Origin of the sequence: Pseudomonas benzenivorans (genome assembly GCF_024397895.1) — a bacterium.
Classification (GTDB): domain Bacteria; phylum Pseudomonadota; class Gammaproteobacteria; order Pseudomonadales; family Pseudomonadaceae; genus Aquipseudomonas; species Aquipseudomonas benzenivorans_A.
Genome location: NZ_CP073346.1, coordinates 1,343,203 through 1,366,785 on the forward strand (window position 1 = coordinate 1,343,203; position 23,583 = coordinate 1,366,785).

17 protein-coding genes and 3 pseudogenes are annotated in these 23,583 nt (G+C 59.1%); 5 read left to right on the plus strand and 15 right to left on the minus strand.

Annotation, left to right across the window (positions count from 1 at the left end):
* Positions 1 to 31: 31 nt before the first annotated feature.
* The 10 genes from KDW96_RS06325 to KDW96_RS06370 all read right to left on the minus strand — a co-directional run bounded on the left by KDW96_RS06325 (position 32) and on the right by KDW96_RS06370 (position 13,461).
* Positions 32 to 412 (minus strand): hypothetical protein, encoded by a 381-nt coding sequence (locus tag KDW96_RS06325; protein ID WP_255839592.1) that lies wholly within the window; start codon positions 410 to 412, stop codon positions 32 to 34.
* Positions 396 to 986: an isochorismatase family protein gene (locus KDW96_RS06330; protein ID WP_255839593.1), complete on the minus strand. Its 591-nt coding sequence runs from the start codon at positions 984 to 986 to the stop codon at positions 396 to 398. The genes KDW96_RS06325 and KDW96_RS06330 overlap by 17 nt, the downstream gene beginning before the upstream one ends.
* 9 nt (positions 987 to 995) lie before the next feature.
* Positions 996 to 2,849: a hydantoinase B/oxoprolinase family protein gene (locus KDW96_RS06335; protein WP_255839594.1), complete on the minus strand. Its 1,854-nt coding sequence runs from the start codon at positions 2,847 to 2,849 to the stop codon at positions 996 to 998.
* A 5-nt stretch (positions 2,850 to 2,854) separates the two neighbouring features.
* The gene (locus KDW96_RS06340) at positions 2,855 to 4,921 is read right to left on the minus strand and encodes a hydantoinase/oxoprolinase family protein (RefSeq protein ID WP_255839595.1); all 2,067 of its coding nucleotides are present in this window, start codon (positions 4,919 to 4,921) and stop codon (positions 2,855 to 2,857) included.
* Positions 4,922 to 4,995: 74 nt separating this feature from the next.
* The gene (locus tag KDW96_RS06345) at positions 4,996 to 6,252 is read right to left on the minus strand and encodes a DUF1329 domain-containing protein (protein WP_255839596.1); all 1,257 of its coding nucleotides are present in this window, start codon (positions 6,250 to 6,252) and stop codon (positions 4,996 to 4,998) included.
* Positions 6,253 to 6,269: 17 nt separating this feature from the next.
* Positions 6,270 to 7,958: a DUF1302 family protein gene (locus KDW96_RS06350; protein WP_255839597.1), complete on the minus strand. Its 1,689-nt coding sequence runs from the start codon at positions 7,956 to 7,958 to the stop codon at positions 6,270 to 6,272.
* 1 nt (position 7,959) lies between these two features.
* The gene (locus KDW96_RS06355) at positions 7,960 to 10,362 is read right to left on the minus strand and encodes an efflux RND transporter permease subunit (protein ID WP_255839598.1); all 2,403 of its coding nucleotides are present in this window, start codon (positions 10,360 to 10,362) and stop codon (positions 7,960 to 7,962) included.
* Positions 10,359 to 11,342: a WD40/YVTN/BNR-like repeat-containing protein gene (locus KDW96_RS06360; RefSeq protein ID WP_255839599.1), complete on the minus strand. Its 984-nt coding sequence runs from the start codon at positions 11,340 to 11,342 to the stop codon at positions 10,359 to 10,361. Before KDW96_RS06360 ends, KDW96_RS06355 begins: the two co-directional genes overlap by 4 nt.
* A complete protein-coding gene (locus KDW96_RS06365; protein ID WP_255839600.1) occupies positions 11,335 to 12,258 on the minus strand; it encodes a hydroxymethylglutaryl-CoA lyase in 924 nt (307 codons plus the stop codon). The genes KDW96_RS06360 and KDW96_RS06365 overlap by 8 nt, the downstream gene beginning before the upstream one ends.
* Positions 12,259 to 12,261: 3 nt before the next feature.
* The gene (locus tag KDW96_RS06370; RefSeq protein WP_255839601.1) at positions 12,262 to 13,461 is read right to left on the minus strand and encodes a CaiB/BaiF CoA transferase family protein; all 1,200 of its coding nucleotides are present in this window, start codon (positions 13,459 to 13,461) and stop codon (positions 12,262 to 12,264) included.
* 212 nt (positions 13,462 to 13,673) lie between these two features.
* Between KDW96_RS06370 and KDW96_RS06375 the strand changes: the two are divergent.
* Positions 13,674 to 14,272, plus strand: a pseudogene (locus KDW96_RS06375) (transposase); the annotation flags it as partial.
* 12 nt (positions 14,273 to 14,284) lie between these two features.
* On the opposite strand, the gene KDW96_RS06380 reads toward KDW96_RS06375, so the two are convergent.
* From KDW96_RS06380 to KDW96_RS06400, 5 genes are all read right to left on the minus strand, one after another.
* Positions 14,285 to 15,250, minus strand: a complete 966-nt coding sequence (locus KDW96_RS06380; RefSeq protein WP_255839602.1) for an IS1595 family transposase — start codon at positions 15,248 to 15,250, stop codon at positions 14,285 to 14,287.
* A 124-nt stretch (positions 15,251 to 15,374) separates the two neighbouring features.
* The gene (locus KDW96_RS06385) at positions 15,375 to 17,453 is read right to left on the minus strand and encodes an oxidoreductase (RefSeq protein WP_255839603.1); all 2,079 of its coding nucleotides are present in this window, start codon (positions 17,451 to 17,453) and stop codon (positions 15,375 to 15,377) included.
* Between the two features lie 63 nt (positions 17,454 to 17,516).
* A complete protein-coding gene (locus KDW96_RS06390; RefSeq protein ID WP_255839604.1) occupies positions 17,517 to 19,634 on the minus strand; it encodes an oxidoreductase in 2,118 nt (705 codons plus the stop codon).
* 149 nt (positions 19,635 to 19,783) lie between these two features.
* Positions 19,784 to 20,173: a nuclear transport factor 2 family protein gene (locus KDW96_RS06395; RefSeq protein WP_255839605.1), complete on the minus strand. Its 390-nt coding sequence runs from the start codon at positions 20,171 to 20,173 to the stop codon at positions 19,784 to 19,786.
* A 23-nt stretch (positions 20,174 to 20,196) separates the two neighbouring features.
* A complete protein-coding gene (locus KDW96_RS06400) occupies positions 20,197 to 20,946 on the minus strand; it encodes an aspartate/glutamate racemase family protein (protein ID WP_255839606.1) in 750 nt (249 codons plus the stop codon).
* A 222-nt stretch (positions 20,947 to 21,168) separates the two neighbouring features.
* Here KDW96_RS06400 and KDW96_RS06405 point away from each other — a divergent pair.
* The 4 genes and pseudogenes from KDW96_RS06405 to KDW96_RS06415 form a co-directional block, all read left to right on the plus strand.
* A pseudogene (locus KDW96_RS06405) lies at positions 21,169 to 21,300 on the plus strand (IS30 family transposase); the annotation flags it as partial.
* 844 nt (positions 21,301 to 22,144) lie between these two features.
* A complete protein-coding gene (locus tag KDW96_RS22185; protein ID WP_370295352.1) occupies positions 22,145 to 22,516 on the plus strand; it encodes a winged helix-turn-helix domain-containing protein in 372 nt (123 codons plus the stop codon).
* A 3-nt stretch (positions 22,517 to 22,519) separates the two neighbouring features.
* A pseudogene (locus KDW96_RS06410) lies at positions 22,520 to 22,615 on the plus strand (3-oxoacyl-ACP reductase); the annotation flags it as partial.
* A 47-nt stretch (positions 22,616 to 22,662) separates the two neighbouring features.
* Positions 22,663 to 23,541, plus strand: a complete 879-nt coding sequence (locus tag KDW96_RS06415) for an EamA family transporter (protein ID WP_255839607.1) — start codon at positions 22,663 to 22,665, stop codon at positions 23,539 to 23,541.
* Positions 23,542 to 23,583 lie beyond the last annotated feature (42 nt).

Genomic DNA, 23,583 nt, shown 5'->3' on the forward strand with positions numbered 1-23,583 from the left:
CCTCGGCAAATGAATTGCTGCTCTTTTTCTGTCAACGCTTGGCGGGTGCCCAGGGCATCCAGCGGTACAACTCGCTGCCACCTGGATCCGCGATTCGGTAGCCGCAATAACTGTCCAGTCGGCCACCCGCTCTCGGCTGCACGATGCAGAACGGCCGGCGACATGCGGCTTCATTCTGTCCGGCATCGTTGAGCGCCTGGCGAGCCTGCCGCAACACTTGGTCGAAGGAGGCCACCTGCTGGCCATCAAGCCTTGCCACTTTGGCCTGGAAATGACCGACCCACGCCGCGACGAATACTTCGCAAAGGTCGCCGCCGGCCACGTCCACTGCTGGCGACGGCCCGCGGTGCGGGGCTTTCGTCGAGCATCCGGCGACGGCAACCAGCACCAGTGCACTAGCCCAGTAGCGCAAGACAATCCTCCAGATCGCGCACATCGGCATACTTGATCTGCAGGTCACGCAGGTTGGCCCGATGCGCCTCTGCATCGCGATCCCCTACCGCCTGCTCGGGCAAGATCACACGGAACTCGTGCTGCAAGGCATCCAGTGCGGTCGCCCGCACGCAGCCACTAGTGGTCAGTCCTGTCACCATTACTCCATCGGCACCGGCATCCAGCAGGCGCTGAGCCAGGTCAGTGCCGAAAAACGCACTGGCCCAATGTTTCACCAGCACCGGTTCGCCTTCCAGCGGGGCCAAGCGGGGGTCGATCCCGACCAGTTCCGAGCCCGCTGACAGCACGTTAAGTGCCGGGATCTTTTCGCGGAAGACCCGCGCCTGCGACGGGTTGTCATAAGCCACCGTGGTGAAGATCACTGGCCAGCCGCAGCGGCGAAATGCCTCCAGCAGCTTACGGTTGGCCTCGATTATCGCTGGACATTCACTGGCCAGTGGGCTTTTCGTCGGGTCGGTGAAACCGACTGAGAGGTCCACCAGCACCAGCGCATAGCGCTGGGCCGGGGACAGAGAGTGTGAAACCAGAGCCATGGCGATTCCTCAAGCCCAGGACGGCGTAGTCGGTGCCGGCAGGCCCGTTTCGGCCAGGCAACGCGCCTTGAGCTCGTCCAGGGTGCCGCCACGATCGAACAGCTGGATTTCGCAACGCTCGGCAGCCATTACTTCACGCAGGGCACAGGTCGCCACGTCATCCACCAAACCATCGGTGATGACCACGCCGTACCGGCGAGCGCCTTCGACACTGACCAGGCCCTTGTGAATATCGCTGAGGATCTTCGTCGGGTCGCGTTGTAGCGGGTCGCCCCAGCCGCCGCCGCCCCAGGTATCGAACAAAACTAGATCGCCCGCCTTGACCTGGATGTTGTCGCACTTGGCCGGCAGCATCTGCCGCGTGCCGTCGGCACGGATCAGTTCCTTGCGGCTGCGTGCTCCCGGTGCGCCGCCGTTGACGCCCCAGGGATAGGTCAGCCAGCGGTCATCGTGGATCGAGACTTCGCCATCGACCAGCAGTCGGTACGCCACGCGCAGGCCGTTGCCGCCACGATGCAGGCCGGCGCCGCCGGAGTCGGCGAGGGTCTCGTAGGTTTCGATGCGCAGCGGGAAGTACGCCTCGACGAACTCGTTGGGCACGTTGGTGAAGCCCGGCCACAGCGAGTGGCCGTCCGGGCCGTCGCCCACCGGCCGTCCCGGAATGCCGCCGAAGCCAATCTGGAACAGCTGGAACCACTCACCTTGCTGGTCGTAACCCGAATACATGAAGTGCGGCGAGTCGGAGAAGCCGGCGGCGTTCATCGCCTGCGGCGTACTCTGGCCGAGCAGTCCACCCATCATGTCGAAGATACGGCCCAGCAGGTGGGTCCTGCAGGACAGTGCGGCCGGGAAGTTCGGCTTGAGAATTGAGCCCTGCGGAATGCGCACTTCGACTAGGTCGTAGAAGCCGTCGTTGAGCAGGATCGCCGGGTCGAATAGGCTGATGGTCAGCGCGCCGAAGAATATCTTGAACATCTCTTCGTTGACGTAGAAGTTGACCGACGACGGCGCCTGCGGGTCGGTGCCTTCGAAGTCGAAGATTGCCTTGTCACCCTCGCGCCACAGGGCGCAACGCAAGGTGTAGGGACCGAGACCGGCGCCATCGTCGCAGATGTAGTCCTCGAACTCCTGCCGGTGCTCGGGAACCACACGGCTGATTACTTCCTTCATCGCCCGGTGGGTGCGCTCGAGCATTTCCTGTTGGGCGCTGTAGAACACGTCGTCACCGAAGCGCTCGGCCAGTTCGACGCAACGTTTGCCGGCGGTACGGCAGGCGGCAACGATGGCGTTGAGGTCGGAACGGTTCCAGCGCGGCATGCGCACGTTGTGCAGGATGACGTCGAGCATGTCGCTGTTCATCTCGCCACGGCGATACAGCTTCACCGGCGGGATGCGGATGCCTTCTTCCCAGATCGAGCTGGCGTTGGTCGGCAGGCTACCCGGCACCTTACCGCCTACGTCGGACATGTGGCCGAACATGGCGGCGTAGTTGATCACCCGGCCGTCCTTGAATATCGGCATCAATACCAGCCAGTCCGGCAGGTGGCTAACCGCGCCGCTGCACAGGTAGGGGTCGTTGGTGAGGAACACGTCGCCTTCCTCGATCTCGCCGTCGTAGCTGCGCAGGAAGCCTGTGATGAAGGAGCCAAACTGGCCGACGATCATCTTGCCGTCGCAAGTGGCGATCATCGGGAAGGCGTCGCCCTGCTCGCGGATGCCCGGACTCATGGCGGTACGGAAGAGCACCGCGTCCATTTCGTTACGGGCGTTTCCCAGGGCATTCTCGACGATGTCGATGGTGATGCCGTCGACCTCGACACGCTGGAACGGATTGCTGTTTTCTTGTTTGATACGCGCAACCATGACGCTTACTCCTGATGGCCCAGCGGGCGGATCAACAGATTGCCGACGCGGTCTACGGCCGCTTCGTAACCCGGAAGAACGAGGGTGGTGGAGTCCATCTCCATGACGATGGCCGGCCCCGGCACGACCAGGCCCGGACTCAGCTTGCCGCGCGCATACAGCGCTGCACGGTAGTCCTGGCCGGCGTAGTGCACCGGGCTCTGGCCGACCTGCGCCTCTGCGAGGCTGCTGGCGGCGCTCTCGAAGGCACGCTCGGTGATTTCCGGGCGCGGCGCGCGGGCGATGGCGCGCAGGTTGACCAGCTCATGGGCTTCGTTGAGGGCGAAGGTGAACAGCTGTTCGTGCTCGGCATCGAAGGCTGCAGTGATGGCCTGCATGCCGACGCGGGCCAGTTCATCCGGATCGATGTCAAGGGTCAGCAGCAGCGCCTGGCCCTGGTAGCGCACGTCGGCCTGCCAGGTCAGTTGCTGTACCTCGGCCGGGATGCTCTGTGCGGCCAGCGAGCTGCGCACGCTGTCGCCAAGCTGCTGGAGAATCTGCACGACTTCGTCGACGCTCATGTCGTTGACTCGCCGCACCAGCGAGCGCGAGGCCTCGTCCTTGACGCGGGTGGTGGCATCACCGTAGGCGCAGAGCACCCCCGGGCCCGGCGGGATGATCACCGGCCAGGCATTCATCAAGATGCCTAGGGCGTTGGCGTGCAGCGGGCCGGCCCCACCGAAGCCGCACAGAGCGAAGTCACGCGGATCGTAACCCTGCTCGACGCTGATCAGACGCAGTGCGCCGAACATGTGTTCGTTGGCGATGCGCACGATGCCTTCGGCGGCCTCGAACAGCGATACGCCCATGGCATCAGCAGTGACCTGCACGGCGGCGGTCGCCAGATCCTTGCGCACCTGGAAGTCGCCGCCGAGCTTCTGCTCGGCTGGCAGATAACCCAGCACGACGTTGGCATCGGTCACGGTAGCCACGGTGCCGCCCTTGTTGTAGGCCGCCGGACCGGGCACGGCGCCGGCGCTTTCCGGGCCGACGCGCAGGGCGCGGGTCAGTTCGGGCACCGCGGCCATGGAACCGCCGCCGGCACCGATGGTGCGCACGTCGACCGAAGGTGCACGTACCGCCACATCGCCCACGCGGGTTTCGCGGCGAATGCGCGCATGGTTGTTGTCGATCAGCGCCACGTCGGTGGATGTGCCGCCCACGTCAAAGGTCAGCACCTTGCTGAAGCCGCCACGGGAGCAGAACCAGATTGCCCCAGCTACGCCGCCTGCCGGGCCGGAGAGCAGCAGGTTGACCGGCGTGCTGGCCGCCGACTGACTGGTGGCCAGACCTCCGTCGGAGCGCAGGATGGACAGTTGCACGTCCGGGCGCAGGCGGCTGCACAGCTCGCTCTGCAGGTGCTCCAGATAGTTGGCCACTTCCGGACGTACGTAGCTATTGACTACGGTGGTTTCGGTGCGCTCGTACTCCTGCATCTCCGGCACCACTTCCGAGGACAGCGAAACCGGCACGCCGGGCATCACGTCACGGGCGATTTCGTGGATGGCCTGTTCGTGGGCGCCGCTGGCGTAGGCGTTGACCAGGCTGATGGTCAGCGCCTCGATGCCGGCCTGCTTGAGACGCAGCAGATCGGCGCGGATCGCCTTGCGGTCCAATTCGCGTACCACCGCGCCATGGGGGTCGATACGCTCGTCGGCTTCGACGGTCAGTTCCAGCGGGGCGAGCAGTTCGCCCTTGTTGAAGGTCACCCAGCCGCCCAGGCCGCCGGGGACGAAAGAGCGGGCGATATGCAGTACCTGCTTGTAGCCCTTGGTGGTCACCAGGCCGACCTTGGCGCCGCGGCGGGTCAGGATGGCGTTGGTCGCTACCGTGGTGCCATGCATCACGGAGCGAATCTCGGACGGATCGACACCCGAGGTCTGACAGATCTTCTCTATCCCATTGAGCACGGCAATGGAGGGATTGTGCGGCGTGGAAGGCACCTTGGCGGTATAGCTGTAACCCGTCACATCGTTGATCAGGAGCAGGTCGGTAAAGGTTCCGCCTACATCAACACCCAAACGAAAACTCATGTTGCCTCCAAGCACTTTCTTGGCTTTGTTGTGCATCTTGGGCCGGGGCGCATCGGGGCCCCGGCTGGTTCGGCTTAACGCGCGGCTTTTTCGAGTTCGCGCAGGTTGACATCGTCAGCAGTGACTCCGGGCGTGTTCAGGCGCGGGCCACCGAGTACGAATACCGTACCGTGACGGCGCTGGTAGTCGATGGTGAAGCCGGCCGCGGACACGATCCCCACGTCGCCATCCTCGGTCTTGATGGTCTTGAGGTGATAGTTCATCCACTTCCAGAACTGCCCTTTGCGATCATAGGCTTCGGCCTGATAGAAGCGCGGAAACTGGGTGTCCATGTACATCACTTTCTTGCTGTACGGGTGCTCCGGCGGGGTGGTGGCCTCCAGCACCCAGACTTCACGCGGCTCCCATTCGGCCTTGGGGTTCCAGTGCGGCGCGTTGTCCAGGTCGATGACCGGGAACTCGGCATTGCCGCTGGCACTCTGGTTCCATGTTTCGCCTTGGGAGTTGGCCACGGCGAGAATCCAGCGCTTGCCCAGGAGTTTGTAGTCCGGGTACCAGCTCGGGTGGGCGTTGAAAATCTCGATGTCGTCACTGAGCTGGTCGGTGCCGCCGATCGGGTCCATCCAGGTACCACCGGACAGCCGACGGGTACGCCGCACCGACTTCACATAGGCCCAGGAGTCTTCCAACTTGGGCGAGTCGTAACGCACGGTGAACAAACCTAGGCCGCGAATATCGTTGGGGTAGGTCGCGTACAGTAAAGTCTTGGTCAAAATGCTGCCGTCACCCTCAACGGTCTGCGCGGTGCCCAAGCGGCCCTTCATGTAATAACGCTTGAACGCCCACTCCTGACGACGCTCCAGGCCGACCTTGTCGTTGAGGAACAGGTAACCGAAACTCGGGTAGTCCTGCAGGTTCTTGGTTGGCTGGGCGTAGTGATGGTTCCAGATCAGCTTGGCGGCCGCGTCCGGGTCGTCCTGGCTGACGTTGGGGAACGGGATGCCCGCCACCCAGCCATCGACCTGACGGGTGTCACGGTTGTACACCGCCTTGCCTTCATTGGCCTTGGTCGCGGCCATGTAGTCCTTGCCCAGGGTGATCGGCTCGGAGGGCTTGAGGGTGATGGCCAGGCCTTCGTCCTTGATCAGGATCTGCATGCGCTCGGTGAGCAGGTCGCCGACGCCATGGCCCTCGAAGGTGTCGCCCATGTGCTGGACGAGGTTGCTTGCATCGATCCGCGTGCCAGGCGTCAGCTCGGCGGCCTGAGCCGCCAGCGTGACCGAAAAGGTCAGCGCGAGAGAAGCGACAAAGTGATTCTTGAAAGATGTCATTGTTGTTATCTCCAGGATCAGAACTGGTAGGTCACGCGGACAGCCAGTTGGTCGTTGCCATCGAAATAGCCGAATAGGTTGGTATTGTTGAAGCCCTGCAGCGCGCGTTTCTGCCGCTCATCGTTGAAGAACAGATCCGCCTCGACCCGAACCCGCCAGTTGTTGCCATAGGCAAACTCGACGCTCGGCACCATAAAACTTCCGCCATAGGTCAGGTCAGTACCAACTGCCAGGCTTGGATTGATTCGATCGTTGTCGTAGTTGGTTGCCAAAATAGCCGTGGCAATGGTCGAGAACTCTTTGGTACGACCACTGAAACCTGCGCTGTTGACGACTTCATCGTCACGGTCATAGTTGGTGATCCAGGTATTGAATAGCTGCACCGAGAAGAACGAGGGGCGACTGGTGCCCAGGTAGTTCTGCAGCGCCAGTTGCTTGTCCATGCGCACCATGGTTTTCACCACGTCTTTTTCGATGATGCCGCAGAAGCCAGGAAAGAATGCGCAACCACCCCTCTCACCCGCTTGGATACCGATGTTGTAAGGGGAGTTGGGGATGTAGGAGATTTCGGTGGAAAACACCGCGTCCACCGATTCGAGGTAGCGGTTCGCCGTCACCCCAAATACATCAACGAACGGAAAGATCAGCTCACCCACCGTCGAGCCTGGATCAGATCGATAGTCGTTCTTGTAGGCGCCGACGAAGGTCCGTCCGCTTGCGGCATCACCCACGCCTAGCGGGCTGTTCGGGTTGGCATTAATCACCGGGTTCACCGACGGGCCGTGGAACCAACCCAGCGAGTATTCCCACTCTTCGGCCATGCCCTTCCAGCGCAGACCATAGGACGGGTCGTCCATGTCGGCAGCCTTGTGTTCGTAGTTGTAGGGCACGTCCGCACCGAAGGTCGCCGACTCGAAGGTGATGCCCTTGTTCGGGTTGTTCGCCCAGCGTCCACCCTCTAGATCGAAGCTGTTGCCACGATCACGTGCACGGTTCATGCGCCCGGGGATGTACAACATTTGCAGGGTGCCGTCGACACTGTCGAAGCGCTCCATCACGTTGACCATCCACAGTGGCTTGCGCACATCCTCGTTCTCCGGCTCGAGGAACGAACGGATGCGCATGTCATAACCGTGAATAACATCTAGCGACTGGAAGAAATCGGTCTCGCCCCAGACTACTTGCTGCTTACCCAGCTTCAGGGTGGTGGTGGGCGTAACCTCGTTCTGCCACCACAACTCGCGAATCTCTTCGCTGTTGTAGACGTCATCCATCAGGTTGACCGAAGACTTGGTACGGTTGCTGAAGAAGTCAGACGCGGCGTTACCGTCCATTGACTCCTGCAAATCTTTCAAGTAGTTGGTTTCAACTTCGCGGGCCACACGCCCGGAGATGTTGAACTGCGAATTACCAAAGTCTTTGAACAGATTTAGCTTGAGGGTGGTACGCGCCATAGAAAGGTCGTAGCGATAGTTACCCTTACGCTTGGCACCGACCAACCCGTTAGAGTCATCAGTGTCCATCAGATAAGGGTTTTCCAGATTCCAGGACAAATGCTCACGCAAGTAGCCGCTTACCTCCCAATCGGAGAGAAACCCCTCCTCGGCATGGGCACCCGCCTGTGCGCCTAGCCCCGCCAGCAGAACTGCGCAGGCAATTGGCGTTTTGCCCGGCCACACTCTCGTATTATTTTTCTGTGCGCTCATTTTAGTTCCTGATGTGTTCAGGTTGATGGATTCGTCCAATAATTGGGACTTCATTTTTCGTCTGGCCGTGTTCAAATATGAATTTCGGCTTGAACACCAGCGCAAGCGAAGGCATGACGAAGAGTGAGGTGAGTGCTGAGACCATCAGCCAGAGGCCGATCAGCATGCCCATCTCCGCCTGGAAACGAAGGGAGGAGAACGACCAGAACAAAACTCCTGCTGCAAGAGTGAAAGCCGTCAGCAGCACGCCACGACCTGCCGAGCCCAGCGACTGGAGTACCGCGTCGAGCGGTTCGGCATCTGGGTGTTTCTCCAGGTACTCCTTCATGGAATCGACGATGTAGAAGGCGTAATCCACGCCCAAGCCGATGCCCAAAGCCACCACAGGCAAAGTGCTGATGCTCATACCGATGCCCTGCCAGGCCATGAAGGCGAAGGTAACCACGTTGGAGATGAGCACCGGGATGATGAAGAAGATCCCGCTGACCGAAGAGCGATAAACCACCAGGCAGCACAGCACCACCACCAGGAAGGCCAGCGCGGTCGCCTCGATCTGGTCGCCAAGTAGAATCTCGTTGACCGCGGCAATGATGCCCAGCACACCACCCACCAGTTTCACCTCTGCGCCTTCTAGCGGGTTGTCGCGGATGAACTCGTTGGCATAGTGAGTCGCTTTGCGCAGGGTTTCGCCCTTGTGATCACGGAAGAACAGAGTCACAGCGGCGTTACGGAACTGCACGTCGGCGAACTGGGTCAGGTCATCCGGATCGGCGCCCTGCATATAGAAGCTGATCAACTCGCCGTTCTCCATGCGGCTGAGCCCCAGCTCGCCGTAGCGCGGGTTGCCCTCGTAGAGGTTACGGCGAATGTCGATGACGATGTCGGCCAGCGATACGGAGCCGCCGACTTCTGGCTGGCGTTCCATATAGCGCGAGAAGCGCAGCATCCAGTCGAGCACCTCAGGGGTTTTCATCGCATCCAGCTCTTTGCCTTCGAGCACCACGAACATTTGCTCGGAGCCAGGATAGAGACGGTTGATCTCCGCGTTGTCGCGGTTGAAGGACGAGTCCTGCCAGAGAATCGGCGAACCGTCGCTGGCGTCGCCGACGTTGATCCGGGTAGCCTCGAACATGAAGCCGCACAGCAACACCAGGGTTACCGGGGCGACCCAGTAGCGGGCACGGCTGCGCACCAGCCACTTCGCAGCGTTGAGGACGAACTGCATGAAACCGTCGAGGTTGACCGGATGCACATAGCCTCGCGGGCGCTTGACGTAGGACAGCAGAGCCGGCGTCAGCAATACTGCTGACACTGCGATGGTCATCACCCAGATCGCGCCGATGATCGCCACTTTGTGCATAAGCGGAATCGGCGTAAGGATGACGCAGAGAATCGCTCCTGCATCGGCATACAAGCCCAGCATGCTCGGACGGAACAGCTCGCGCATTGTCTGTTCAGCGGCCTTGCGCGGTTCGATGGACTCGCCCACCGCCAGATCATCGAAGCGAGTGATCAGTTGCACCGAGTGGGAGAACGCCCGCGCCGTAATGATGAAGGCCACCACGATCACCAGCGGGTCGAAGTTGTAGCCCAGCAGGCTGCCCACTCCCAGCGCCCAGATAGCCGAGACGACTCCGGCCATCAGCGGCAACAACGTGCCGCGCCAGGTGCGGCTAAAGACGAACAGCAGAATCAGCATGGCCGCAAGCGACAGTAGTGCGATGCCAACGGTCTCACTGAGGTAGTGCGCCACCCAACCATACAGGATCGGTTCGCCGACCAAATGCAGGCTGACTTCATCCTTGACCGGCGAGGCGTCGAGAATGGCCTCAATCTGCGGAAAGATCTTCGAGTAGTCGACTAGGTGGTCGTAGAAATCGACCTGGATCAGCGCCGAGCTCAGCTCACGGTCGACATACAGGCCATAGACCAGCGGGTTGTTTAGCACCGCCTGGCGCAGCTCGCGCATCTGCTGCACATCCTTGGGCAGGTCCGGCCACATCAGCGGACGGGTTTCGATTCCCTCGCTGGAAGCATTGACGCGTTTGAGCTTCTTCGACGCCAGCGAGGTGATCTGCATAGGATTGACGCCCTCGACCTGCTGCAGGTCGTAGGTGATCCGGCGCACTTCACCGAGCACACTCTCTCGAAAGATATCGCCCTCTTCGGCCTTGACCAAAATGGTCACGCGATTACTCGCGGCGAAACTATCCTGATACTTCTGGTGCACCTTCACGTACGGGTGGTCATGGGGGACCATGTCGCTGAAACGGGTGCGGATATCCAGGTTGACTAGGCTGATAGCGAAAACTGCGGTGATCACCCCGACCACCACGCATACCAGCAAGCGATTACGGATCGCCCACAGTGAGAGGTGCGCGGCAAAATTCATGGCTGCATTCATTGTTGTTGCTCCCGAGGCCAGAGTCGCAGGTCGTCCTGGCGCAGCAAGCCGAGTTGATGGCCGATCAACACCACACCGTCAGCGGTGTCGAGCAGGCGGCTGTGATAGCTCTTGTCGAGCCCATTCGGAGTCCAACTCTGCCAAGTACCGGCAGGCTCCCGAGAGCGGAACAGCGCACCGCGATCCCCCGTGGCCAGCCACTCACCACGGTGTACGGTGACGTCGAACAAATGCTCACGAGTGAACCGCTTCACGGCCTGCCAGGTGTCGCCACCATCTGTGCTGATGAAGGCCTGTCCCTGGTTGCCCACCGCAATCCCGGTGTGGTCGTCGAAGACCAGAGCACGCAGGCTTTCGCTACCCAGTTCCTGAATGCTCCAGGTAACGCCACCATCGCGGCTGCGCAGCAGGCGTCCGAATTCGGCGGTGATCCACAGATCACCTTCCACACCGGCACGAATGCTGTTGAACGTGACGTCTTCACCAACGCCCATGGCCTCCCAGTGCGCGGCATCAGCATCACCGCGAAACAGCGCGCCCATCTCGCCGACCGCCCAGAAATGGCCGTCGATGAAACTTATGCTCAGAAGCTTCCCCGCCAGGTCGGAGACCACCAGGCCCTGGCTCTGCCATGGTTCGCTACCTAGCCGGGTCCACAGACGCCCCTGGTTGCCCACCACCACTTGCCGCCCCTTGTCGGAAACTGCGATGGATTGCAGATTGCTTCGTGCCGGCAACTCTTCGCGCGTCCAGCTCGCCCCGGCATCGAGGCTCGAGAGCAAGGCACCGTTCTGACCGACTACCCACAACCGCTCGCCCAGTACCGCGCCATCGAAAAAGGCATCGCGGCGCTCAAGCAGCGGTTGATCCAGCGGTACCGGATTTACCGAGGGTTTAATGAACACCGCGGCATACGCCAAGCTGCCGATGACCATCCAGGGTGCCAAACAGGCAGCCCGGCCAAGGAGGCGATTAAACATGGTTCACCCCCTGGCGCTTGCCGGACTGACGCTCGAGCCAGCGGAATGAATGACCGCCCAGCGGGGTATTGGTCAGCGCCTGCACTCGCCGCACCGTATTGACCAATGCCAGCGGTTCGATACCGGTACGCAGCCCCATGGCGTCGAGCATCAGCACTAGATCTTCGGTGGCCAGATTACCGGTCGCACCAGGCGAGAATGGACAACCACCAAGGCCGCCGATGGAACTGTCGAACTCGCGCACGCCGCAGTCCAGCGCGGCCAGCACGTTGGCCAGGGCCATGCCACGGGTGTCGTGGAAATGGCAGGATAACTGGCCGGCAGTGCTGCGCGATGCCAGCCGCTCCAGCACTTGGCGCACGGCATGCGGGTTGGCCGCGCCAATCGTGTCTGCAACGATCACCTTGCGCGCGCCGGCTTCAAGCATGCGCATGGCAAGCGACTCCACCACCGCGGGTGGTGTCAGTCCCTCAAACGGGCATTCAAAGGCCACAGCCACATAGGCGCGAGCCTCGATTCCGTCTTCTCGGGCTCGCTGCATCAGCTCGGCACAGACGGTAGCGGTCTGCTCGAGGCTCATGTTTATGTTGCGTTGGTTCATGGTCTCGGTGGCCGAGAGCACCACGGCCACCGACTGCACACCGGCTTCGCGCGCCAGTTCGTAACCCCGTAGATTTGGCACCAGTGCCGAGTAGGCGACCGCGCCAGCCATCGGTAACAAGCTGAAAAGCTCGCTGGTGCCAGCCATCTGCGGCACCGCCTTGGGCGACACGAAGCTGCCTACTTCAATGCTGCGGATACCGCCAGCAAGCAGGGCGTCAATCATCGTTAAACGCTCCTGGATGCTCAGCGTCTTGCCCTGGCTTTGCAGCCCGTCGCGCGGGCCAACTTCATTGACTATGACGAAATCGCTCATGGTTCACCCCACCGTCCGCTGCGTTTTAAGCGCGGCGACGCGCGCCTCGTCGTAACCCAGCACGCGCCGCAGCACTGCGTCGGTGTGCTGGCCCAGCAGCGGCGGCGCGCTGAAACTTTCTTCGTTGTCGGCAGAGAGCTTGATCGGGTTACCCGGCGCCTCGACGCTTCCGCCTTCGGGATGCGGGATACTCACCACCATGCGGCGGTGGCGCACCTGCGGATCGGACAGCGCCTCGCTGAAGCGATTGACTGGCGCGCATGGCACGCGCACGGCGGACAGCTTGGCAACCCAGTGCGCGGTGTCGCGGGTAGCGAAAAGTTCGTTGAGGATGCCGTCGATCAGTCGCTTGTCAGCCAGGCGGGCCGGCTGGGTCTTGTACTTGGGATCCTTGAGCGCCTCGACATCTAGCAGGCCGACCAGGTTGTCCCAAAAGCTGTCGAAGATCACCGCGACGATGATGAAACCGTCGGCCGTGCGGTAAGTGTTGTACGGCACGTGAACGAAGTGGCCGTTGGCCAACGGCTCAGGGTTTTCACCGCTGAGGAAGTACATGGTGGCCATGTAGTTAAGCATGCTGATCTGGCAGTCGAGCATGCTGATGTCGACGTGCTGACCATGGCCCTTGCTATGGCGCGCCTGCAGCGCTGCAAGCACACCCATGACAGCGAACATGCCGCCACCCAAGTCGCCAATTGGAATACCTGCGCGGGTCGGGTTTTCGGCATTGTCGCCGGTGATCGACATGCCGCCACCAATTCCCTGTACCACTTGGTCAAACGCAGGGCGCAGGTAGTTGGGGCCGTCCTGGCCGAAGCCGGACACAGAACAGGTAATAATCTTTGGGTTGATCAGCTTGAGGTGGGAATAGTCGATCTTCAGCTTCTGCGGAACACCAGCACTGAAGTTGTCCAGCACCACGTCGGCCTTGCACACTAGGTCGTAGAACACCTCGAGGCCGGCTTCGCTCTTGAGGTCGATGCACACGCTCTGCTTATTGCGATTGAGCGTTAGGAAGTAGGCACCCATGCCATTGAGCGAATGCCGCGGATCTTTAGCCAGCAATGCGCGGGTACCTTCACCCGCCAGCGGTTCGACCTTGATTGTTTCCGCACCTAGGTCGGCAAGGATCATTCCGGCATAGGGGCCGGACAGCATGTGAGTCAGATCGAGGACCCGAATTCCCTCTAGCGGTTTGCTCATCGTTACTCTCTTTTACTTGTTTGAAATATCCGCAAAAGAGGTATTGCAATCCGCCTGCCAACTTTAACACGAGTTTTAAATTATTGTTTTATAAGTGTTTTTTTAGCGAACACTTAAGCTGTCTCAGCTCTGTTGATATCTAGCTATTTCATGCTGAAGTTAATTTTTTCAGTTTGAATTTTCCGTTCTCGGCCGCAGTTGCGATGGCGATGGCGATGGCGATGGACATGAACACGGCCTTCGACCCGGAGGTGAAACTCCATTGCCCGCGGGCCGAGGTGGTATACGACCTGTTTCATGTGGTGGCGCGCTACGGCCGCGAGGTGATCGACCGTATCCGCGCGGATCAGGCCAACCTGCTGCGGCATGACAAACCGGCGCGACAAGTGGTGAAGCGCAGTCGCTGGTTGCTGCTGCGCAACCGGGCCAGCCTCAAGAGCGAGCGAGCGAGCGAGCGGTGCAGTTGCAGGAACTGCTGCAAGCCATTGAGTCACTGGCCACCGTCTACCCTCTCAAGGATCCGCTCAAGGACATCTGGTACGCGCCCAGCGTCTGGGAGGGCTGGCAGCGCTGGCGGGACTGGCAACGGCACGTCCGGGACAGCGGCCTAGCACCGCTGCAGCGCTTCGCCAAGAACCTCAGGCTTTACATTCGCGGCATCCTCGCCAGTGTCCGCTTCCCGATGCACACCAGCGTGCTGGAGGGCGTGAACAACCGCATCAAGGTCATCAAGCGCATGGACTATGGCTTCCGGGACTCGGACTACTTCTTCCTGAAAATCAAGGCTGCTTTCCCCGGGAAAGTGCGATGAACCAAAAAGTGGCTATGTACCAATAGCGTGCTGCAGGGTTCTGCCTACTGCCTCCTGAATGCAGTGAACTGGCCGAATACTTCGCTGATAGAGCCCTAGCATGCGGCGCCAGCCCAGGTAATTCGGGAGGTAGCGGGTGGCCACGCCATGAAAGCGGGCCATCCAGCTCGTCAAGCGGCTGTGGTAGGCGTTGACGTTCTGGATATGGAAAGCGCCTTGGCGTACGCGCTGACCGGGGCGGGCATGCACGACCTGATGGGTGGTGCCCTGTGTCCGGGCAAAACTGGCATAGACCGCCGCCCCGTCACTGCAGAGCACGGCCTCCCGGTCGATCAGCGGCATCAACGCCTCTCGCACATGATTGGCATCGAGCTTGGCCAACTTGAAGTCAGCGGTGTGGCCCTCCCGGTCGCGCACCACCATCACCGGGATCTGGTCTTTACCCGTGCCGCGGGTCACGCCCCCCCCCCCACCTCGTTTACGGGGCGGCCGAGGCAACTGCCTCTGGTCCTTGAAGGACTCCAGAAAGAACGTCTCATCCACTTCGACAATCCCTGCCTCATGCGTGGCGTGATGCTCAGCCGCTGCAGCCAGAAAGCGATGCCTCCAGAGCAGAGCGGTGTTCTTGCTGATGCCGCATGCCTGGGCCGCCTTGCGCACGCTAAGCCCGTCGATCAGTGCCTGGGCGTAGTCTTTCCAGCGTTCGGGGTAGTGCAGGCGGGCAAGGCCTGTGGCCGACAGCGCGGTGCATGTCCGTCGACAGCTGCGGCAGCGATAGCGGCGCAGGCCTCGTGACCAACCCCAGGGCGAAAGCTGCTTCGCGCTGGTCGGGCAATGCGGGCAACGCTGCAGTGCCGGCAGGCAATCGAGCACTTCTGTCGCCGGCGGGTTCTGCAGTGCTCGAAGAAGGGTGGAATGCTGCTGGGTGCTGAGCTGGCTCAATTGAGCCAGCCAGTGGTGAAAGGCCTGAGTATCCATGATGGGTAGGTCTCCCGAACGGATGCCTACCATTCAGATTTGTTAATGCAACACATCATTGGGACATAGCCAAAAAAAAAGCCGGTCACATGTCTGTGCCGGCCAAGGAGCAACGCACGATGAATCAGCTGAAGCGGGTCTGCTTGATCGGGCCGTTGAATTGCTCAATCGAGCCCGGTTCTATGTAACGCTTCCAGTTGTCGAATATCTCCCGACCGGCCAGGAAGCCCTCGAAGATCGCGTGATCAGTCTTACGCGGCACCACGCAATCACCCACGCGATGGACATTCTCCAGCTCGACCTTAAGCGCGTGGTACAGGTCGTCCACCGGCAGATGGCGTACCGCTAGGACAATGCTGTCGAAGCCCTCCAGGGTTTCCTCCTCGGCGCTGTACAGATTGAACAAATCCACCGCCGGACCACGTACCTGGCTGACCCAGGCATTCAGCGTATAAGTCAGGCCACGACTGAACAAATTGGCATATACTACCGGCTGATCGAGGGTGGTCCCGAGGCGGTGGAACAACGCATTCCAGCGCGTGACCACATGCACTTCGTGACCACTCTCCACCAGCAGTTCTGTGATGCCAGCAGAGTAGCGGTTGCCCTCCTCATCCAGCACCAGCACACGCTTGCCAACACGCTCCGGATGCGCCAGCACGTCGAGTGCAGTTAACACGTGATCGGCATCCAGACCAGGCACCTGGTCGACCAGCGGATTGATGTCTGAATAGCCACTACGATCAGGCAGCGAGCCGGTTGCGACGATTACCCCATCCGGCTGCAATGCTTTGATCGACTCGACGCTAGCCTCGCAGCTAAGGTGTACTTGCACGCCAGCCTTGGCCATATGCACCTTGAGGTCTTCAGTGATCCAGGCGAAGGAGTCACGCCGTGGTAGACGGACGATTTGGTTGACCTGGCCTCCCAGCTCGGCACCCTTCTCCAGCAAGGTAACCCGATGCCCGCGCTTACCTAGCCCTTCCGCTGCCTTCATTCCAGCGGGGCCACCACCGATCACGACCCAATGCTTCGCCGCCGGCGCCAACTCCAGAGTCTGCGGACCGAAGACCTCCTCGCGACCGGTGGCCGGGTTGATCTGGCAGGTCATCGATGTGCCGTGGAATAGCCGCGAGACACAGCCCTGGTTGCAGCGCAGGCAGTGGTAGATCTCGTCCTCGCGGCCCTCCGCGGTCTTGCGCGCGAATTCTGGGTCGGCGATTTGTGCGCGGGTCATCGCCACCATGTCAGCGTCACCGCGGGCGAGGATCGCCTCGGCTTCGCCGGCACTGCCAATTCCCGATACGCAGAACACTGGCAGCTTCACCGCACGTTTGAGGCGCGCCACCGGGTCGACCAGCCAGCCGTTCGGCACATCGTACGGCGGCATGATGTAGGTGGCTGACTGGTACACTCCGGCAGTGGCCATGATGTAGTCGATATGGCCAGTGGCCTCGACCGTCTGCGCCACCTTGATCCAGTCGGCGATCTCCATGCCACCAGGGACCATCTCGTCCATCGATAGGCGAATGCCGACCACGAAGTCCGGCCCAACCTTATCGCGCACCGCCTTGATCACCTCCAGCGGAAAGCGCATACGATTCTCGTAGCTACCGCCGTATTCATCCCCACGCTTGTTGAACAACGGTGAGATGAACTGGTGCAACAGATAGCTGTGCGCCAGATGCACCTCGACCCCGTCAAAGCCAGCCAGGCGCGAATACTCCGCCGAGCGGACCCAGCCCTCGACGATCTCGTCCATGTCCGAGCGCTCCATGGCCTTCGCCATTTCACCGAACACCGGCGACTTAATGTTGGACGACGACCAGAGCACTCTATAGTCATCCATGGCGTGGGTTTCGCCCATCACACCAAAGTGGTTGAGCTGGGCAAAGATGTGCGCACCGAAGCCATGCACGGCCTCAGTCAGCGCCGTGTCGCGCTCGACCATTTCCTCACGGTAGCCGTAGGGATATCCACGGCAGAACGTGTTGGAGGTCGGGTGGATTAGGCGGTTGCCGGTGACCATCAGGCCGATGCCACCCTTGGCCCGCGCGGCATGGTAGTAGATGTCCCGGTTATTGGTCAGTCCATCGGGCGAGTTGAAAGCCATGGCATGGGCTGACTGCATGATTCGATTGCGCAGAGTGATCCCGCGCAGTTGCAAGGGTTGGAACAGATGCGGATAGCGTTCGACAGTCATAACTATTCTCCCACGGCTGGTCATCCACCAGCCGCGCTCATTCGGAAGAAATGGTGGAATGAATCAGAGTGCCGGAGCCCCCATGGCGCCGCGCCAATCGGCACCGAAACCCTCCAACTCGCCCTGTTCGATGAATCGCGTCGGGTCGTCCAACAGTTCGCGGCCCGCCAGCATGCCTTCGTAGAGGGTGTCCTGCAGCGGACGCGGCAGGCGGGCATCCCCAATGCAATGCAAGTTCTTCACCCGCCCCTGAAGGGCTCGGTACAACGCATCGTGTGCGCTGTGCCCAGCGGCGATGACAAAGGTTTCGGCCTCCAGGCACTCACTGTCCTGGTCGGTGAACAGGTTGAACAACTGCGCGCGCTTGCCATCGATGCCGCGTACCCAGGTGTTCAGGGTGTATTTCAGCCCCTTGCGGAACACATGCTGGTAGTTCACCGGCAGGTCCAGGGTCAATGCTAGGTTGGGCGATAGCGAAATGAAGCGGCTGACCAGGTGCACTTGATGACCACGGTCGAGCAAGTATTCAGCCGTGCCCAGTGCATAGCGGCCACCGTCCTCGTCGAACAACACAACACGCTTGCCTACGCGCGCCGGGTTTTCGAGCACCTCGACTACACTGAGCACGTTGTCCTGCTGAGTACCCGGTACTCGATCCACCGCGGGACGCGTCGAAGTGAAGGCGGTTTTCAGAGGTGTCGATCCGGTGGCCAGAATCACGCCATCTGCTCCGAACGCCACTACCTCATCGGCACTCATGGTACAGTTCAGGCGAACCTCGACACCGGCCTTGCGCAGCTGCCGCTCAAGGTCGCGAGGAATGAAGCCAAACTTCTGCCGGCGCGGCAGTTGTGCGGCCAGGTTGAGCTGGCCGCCGAGACGGTCGTCCTTCTCCACCAGAACGACCCGATGGCCACGCTGGCGCAAGGTCAGAGCTGCCTTCATGCCGGCCGGTCCTCCCCCCACTACCAACCAATTGCCTGGTTCTTGCGCCGGTTGCAAGGTATGCAGACCGAAGCGCTGCTCACGCCCGGCCGCCGGGTTGACCACGCAGGATATCGCATTGCCCGCCATCAGCCGGGCGATGCACGCCTGGTTGCAGCGGATGCAGTGGTTAATCTCGTCTTCGCGCCCCTCGCGCAGCTTGTTGCAGAACTCAGGGTCGGCGATCTGTGTGCGAGTCATCGCCACCATGTCGGTAGCGCCGTTGGCCACTAATGTCTCTGCCTTGTCCGGGTCGACGATGTGGCCGACGATGAACACCGGAATATCGCTGACTTCACGCAAGGCGGCTCGTAGGCGGGCACCGTCATCCACGAGCCAGTTCTCAGGGTAGTCGCCCGGTGGAATCTGGTCGGCGTGGGCTGCATATGTGCCAGCGGTGGCGCTGACATAATCGATTAACCCAGTCTCTACCATCTTGCGGGTCATCTGGATCGCCGTCTCGGCGTGCATGCCATCGACGGTGCACTCATCAAGCGACACTCGGATGCCGACCACGAAATCCGAGCCGACTACGTCGCGCACTCGCTGCATCGTCTCAATGGGGAAGCGCACGATATTTTCCAGGCTTCCGCCGTACTCGTCGGTGCGTTTGTTGTATACGAAGGACAGGAACTGCTGGTGCAGATAGCCGTGTGAGTAATGCAATTCGACCCCATCGAAACCGGCCGCTTTAGCGTTCAAGGCGGTCAGGGCGAAGTGTTCCGACACCTCATCCATGTCCGCCTTGGTCATCCCCTTAGCCCACTCGTTGTAGGCCGGCGACTTCATGGTCGATGGTCCCCACTGTACGCGGTAGTCGTCAAGCGCACCGCTTCGTCCCTGCGGTCCGAAGTGGATCAACTGAGCTATGATTCGCCCTCCGAAGGCATGCACCGCATTCACCATCTCGGCATCACGCTCGATCATCTCTTTGCGGTTTCCACGCGCCAGGGAGCGATTGGGGCCGGTAGAGCTGGGGTGGGTGTGGCGTGCACCGGTTACGATCAGGCCAATGCCGCCCTTGGCGCGTTCAGCCTGGTAGTGAATGTCACGATCGTTGGTAAGCCCCTCGGCCGAGGCGAACCCTTTGGCGTGGGCAGTTTGCATGAGCCGATTTCGAACGGTGATGTTGCCGATCTTCAATGGGGTAAAAAGTGAGGGATAGCGAAGCTCCCCCGGTGTCTTGGGCTGGATCATTTTACTCATCCTTTTATCTTGTTTTGGTGAGTTGTCCGCTTTCGAGAGACGGCCCTGTAGCGACAACCTTGCGACGCCTCTGCCGAGGCCTGTCGTAAAGCTCCCTGAGAGCATCACGACGATGCTCTCGGGACGTACATACGATTTCCTCAGCGCAGGACGTTCTCGCCGCTCATAAAGACGAACACGCGACTGAATTTTCCATCCTTGACGTACCAAAAGTTGCAGTTTCGCAAGCGGGTTTCATTGCCTTGCGCATCCTTCAGGTACACGTTGAAGCGCGAGCAGATAGTCTGCGTCTCGACATCGATCGCGAGTTCGAAATCGCCGTGCCAGATCTCCTCGAAGTTGCTGAATAGATTGTCGAACATCTTGCGCACGCCTGGATGGCCGTAGTGCGTGAGGTTGTCGGTCTGGATAGTGAAAGATACGTCTTCATGAAAGCAGTCCAGTACGGCCGCCATGTTCTTGCTGTCCACGTTGGCGAAGTACTTCTGCGTAGCCATATCGCTCAGTTGCGCACGGGAAAGACGACTCATAGTGCTTGTTCTCCTTATTGATGTTATTGACCAGCAAAGCAGTGATAGGCGGCGTCATTGAGGTTCTGCGGAGTGGGATAGGCCTTGCGGCTCTGCTTGAGCCCCAGGGTCAGCAACATTTCGCAGAGCTTGTAGGAAACCAAGCCAGGGTTAATCACCGGAATCGGAAGGCGCTCCGCCAGGTAGGCGTGAGACTGGTGCATGGTGGTCGAGCCGAGCACGATCACATCCGCGCCGTCCTCCTCCATTGCCCGGCGCGCCTCGGCCTCGAGCTTGGCGAACACAACCTCTTCCTTGCCTTCCAGCAGCTCTTTCAGATCAGGACGGGTCTTAATTGAGCGCAGCGAGGCCAGGCGCGACCACAAGTGGTATTCGGTCAGGGTCTTTTCATACAGAGGAAACCACTCATCCCACATAGTGATAATGCTGAACTTCTTGCCCAGCATGCAGGCGGTGTGAAACGCCGCCATTCCTGGTGCGATCACCGGGATATCCAGCCGCGAGCGTAGCGCGGCCAGGCCAGAGTCGCTCACAGTGTCAATGCACACGGCGCTGTAGCCTTCTTCCTGAGCTCGGAGTCCGGCTTGTACTACGGAAAAATCCATGAGCAGCACATCGTACGCGCTATCGCCCAGCGAAGCGCCCTTGGCGACCGGAACAAACTCGGGATAGAAGCCGGGAAGAACCATACTGTCTGGCAGCTGTGACGCTCTGTTGTCGGCACCTATCTTGTCCATAGGGATGGGGATAATGACTTTAATACGATGGTCCACAAATACCTCCCGTTATTACCGAAGCGAAATTCTATTAATCACAACTTGATCTACTAGCAAGTACTAGGCCAACCGCTCACAGCCAACTCAACTTGTTGATTTAATTATATTTATTTAAATAGCCAGAACAGAGAAAATTCCAATTCGGAGAATTATTTTTCAAATTGAAATACTGGAAACTAAAGCAGGCGGACTACTCCAGGCCACCCCCAGGAAGAATGAGATGCCATCGCATTGCAACTGAACATGCGTCCGCGCAAACGCTTCGACTTCAAGATCCCTATCGAAGTCATCAATGAGGTGATGCAGAAAACCATGGCTATACGGCATGATGCTCTAGTTTCAATTCAATAGCGTATTGCAACCATCTTCCGCACCCCGAATCTTTCAGATTGCATCCAAGTCTTTCTATATGAATCGCGATCCATTCGAGTTATATTTTAGAAACAAATAAATCTATATAAATCATCAGCTTATTTTCCTATGGGATATGGCATTTCTTTTGCTTGGTCTTGGTTAAATAAAGCCCGTGCCAAGGTATTTTACGCAACGGTTATTTCTCTAGGAGACCAGCATGGCTCGTACGTATCAGGATTGTTACCCCCATCCACCGGTCCCATGCCTACCTGAGTGAGCATCTGCCCATTCCAGTGATCATTCCTGTCTTAGTGTCCTACAAGCTCTGTGAACTACTCCTGAGCTTGGGGCTTAAACAGAGTCGCAAGGCTTATCCCGCTCTGTAGAACCTAAATGACGCTGCTTATTAAGGCCTTTCCGGAAAACTAGTCCAATAAAAGAAGGAGGTGCATTATGAGTAATATTTAAGAAAATGGTCCGTCCCACGACGACGGACCACTAACCAGAACAAGAAAAAAGGATAAGCACAACAATCCAACCCATGATATCTAGCCGGCTTGATGTTTCTTCGCCTGGTAGTTCACTTAATATCAACACTATCATCGCGAAAAATTCGCTTACCACTATTATTGAATCCGTTAAGTTTCTCGCCGCTCTTATAGACAACGCCGAACATTGACCAAGAATATTCAGAAAAGGCGCATATCCCTCACCGGCTTCGAGCACGAAGTTCAACTAGATTGTCGACGGGAGTTCCCGGAAGTAAATTTTTTTTCACTTTCCGTGAAAACAAAAACTATTCCGGACGTTTCATCTCATTTGCTTGGGGCAGAGTGATACCATGACACCAGATCTAAATACTGGCCTTGTAGAAGCCACACAGAATAGCGCAACAATTTGCAACGAAGCGTGGACACTGGATTACGAACGGCGTGTTCTATCAAGGGCGCGCCAAGAAATAACACTAACAAAAACAGAGGTAGTTATCTTACAAAGCTTCGTTGTCCGTGAGCAGCGCGCGCTTAATAAGTCCGAGCTTTTTGCCTGTCTAGGCAAAAAGCCGGACAGCTATACGGGATTAAATATGTGCATATACAGACTTCAGAGTAAGTTCAATAGGCACGCGGACGGAGCGGATCTATTTAGATCGATCCGCCATCGTGGGTATTGTTTAGTACAAGAAATTAAAATACGCGACCAGGGTAGACCTTAAGGGGTGGTTCCAACCTCAGTTTTACCGGCCACTGAGCCCGGAGGTAATCTGTATCTTGGACAAACCTTAGGGCCGAATTCAGGTAATGTAATACCTTAAAAGTTTGCACAACGCCGTAGAAATAATAACAAACCTAGGGTGAAGTAATGAATCGAGCTTGGGTAATCCTTATGGCAGCTTTGCCGCCGTCAATCTGGGGCAGCACCTACTTGGTAACCACCGAATGTCTACCGGCGGATAAACCGTTGACGGCGGCGGTGTTGCGTATTCTGCCGGTGGGCTTGCTGCTGGTGCTATTCAATCGACATTGGCCGCGTCCTGAACAATGGCTGAAATTGCTGGTACTCAGCTTACTATGCATGTCGTTGCTGCATTGGCCGCTGTTTGTCAGCGCTTATCGTCTACCTGGCGGGCTGGCGGCATTGTTGATTTGTGCTCAACCGCTGATCGTTCTGGTTCTGGGCTATCTGCTGTTTCAGCAACGAACCAAGGCACGCATTCTACTTGCCTCCTTGATTGGCTTGGCCGGTGTGGCGCTGGTGCTGGTATCGCCCAGCCGCTTGGTTTGGGACACCCTCGGTATATTGGCGGCCGCGTTGGCGGCGTGCAGCATGGCATTGGGCACGCTGTTGATCCGTCGTTGGCAGTTAAACATCCCGGTGTGGGCATTTACAGGCTGGCAGTTGCTATTAGGTGGCCTGTTGCTGCTGCCGTTTATGTATTGGTTCGAGCAGCCTCTGCCAACCCTGCAAGCTAAGCACGTGGGCGGTTATCTGTACCTGGCCGTGCTGGGTACGCTGATTCCTTACCTGCTTTGGTTTAGCGCCATGCGCTCTCTGGAGCCGGTGCTGATTTCAATATTTTTGCTGCTAAGTCCGCTGTCGGCACTTACGCTCGGTTACTTTTTCTTGGATCAAACGCTGACCCTGTGGCAGCTAGCGGGCGCCTTAACGGTATTTGCCGGCATTGTGCTAAGCCAATACACAACTCGGCCGCGTGCTTCGATAACAACAATAAAGACCTGATCAGATGTGAGCCCCATATAGAGTACTCCCGTTACCCGTTGC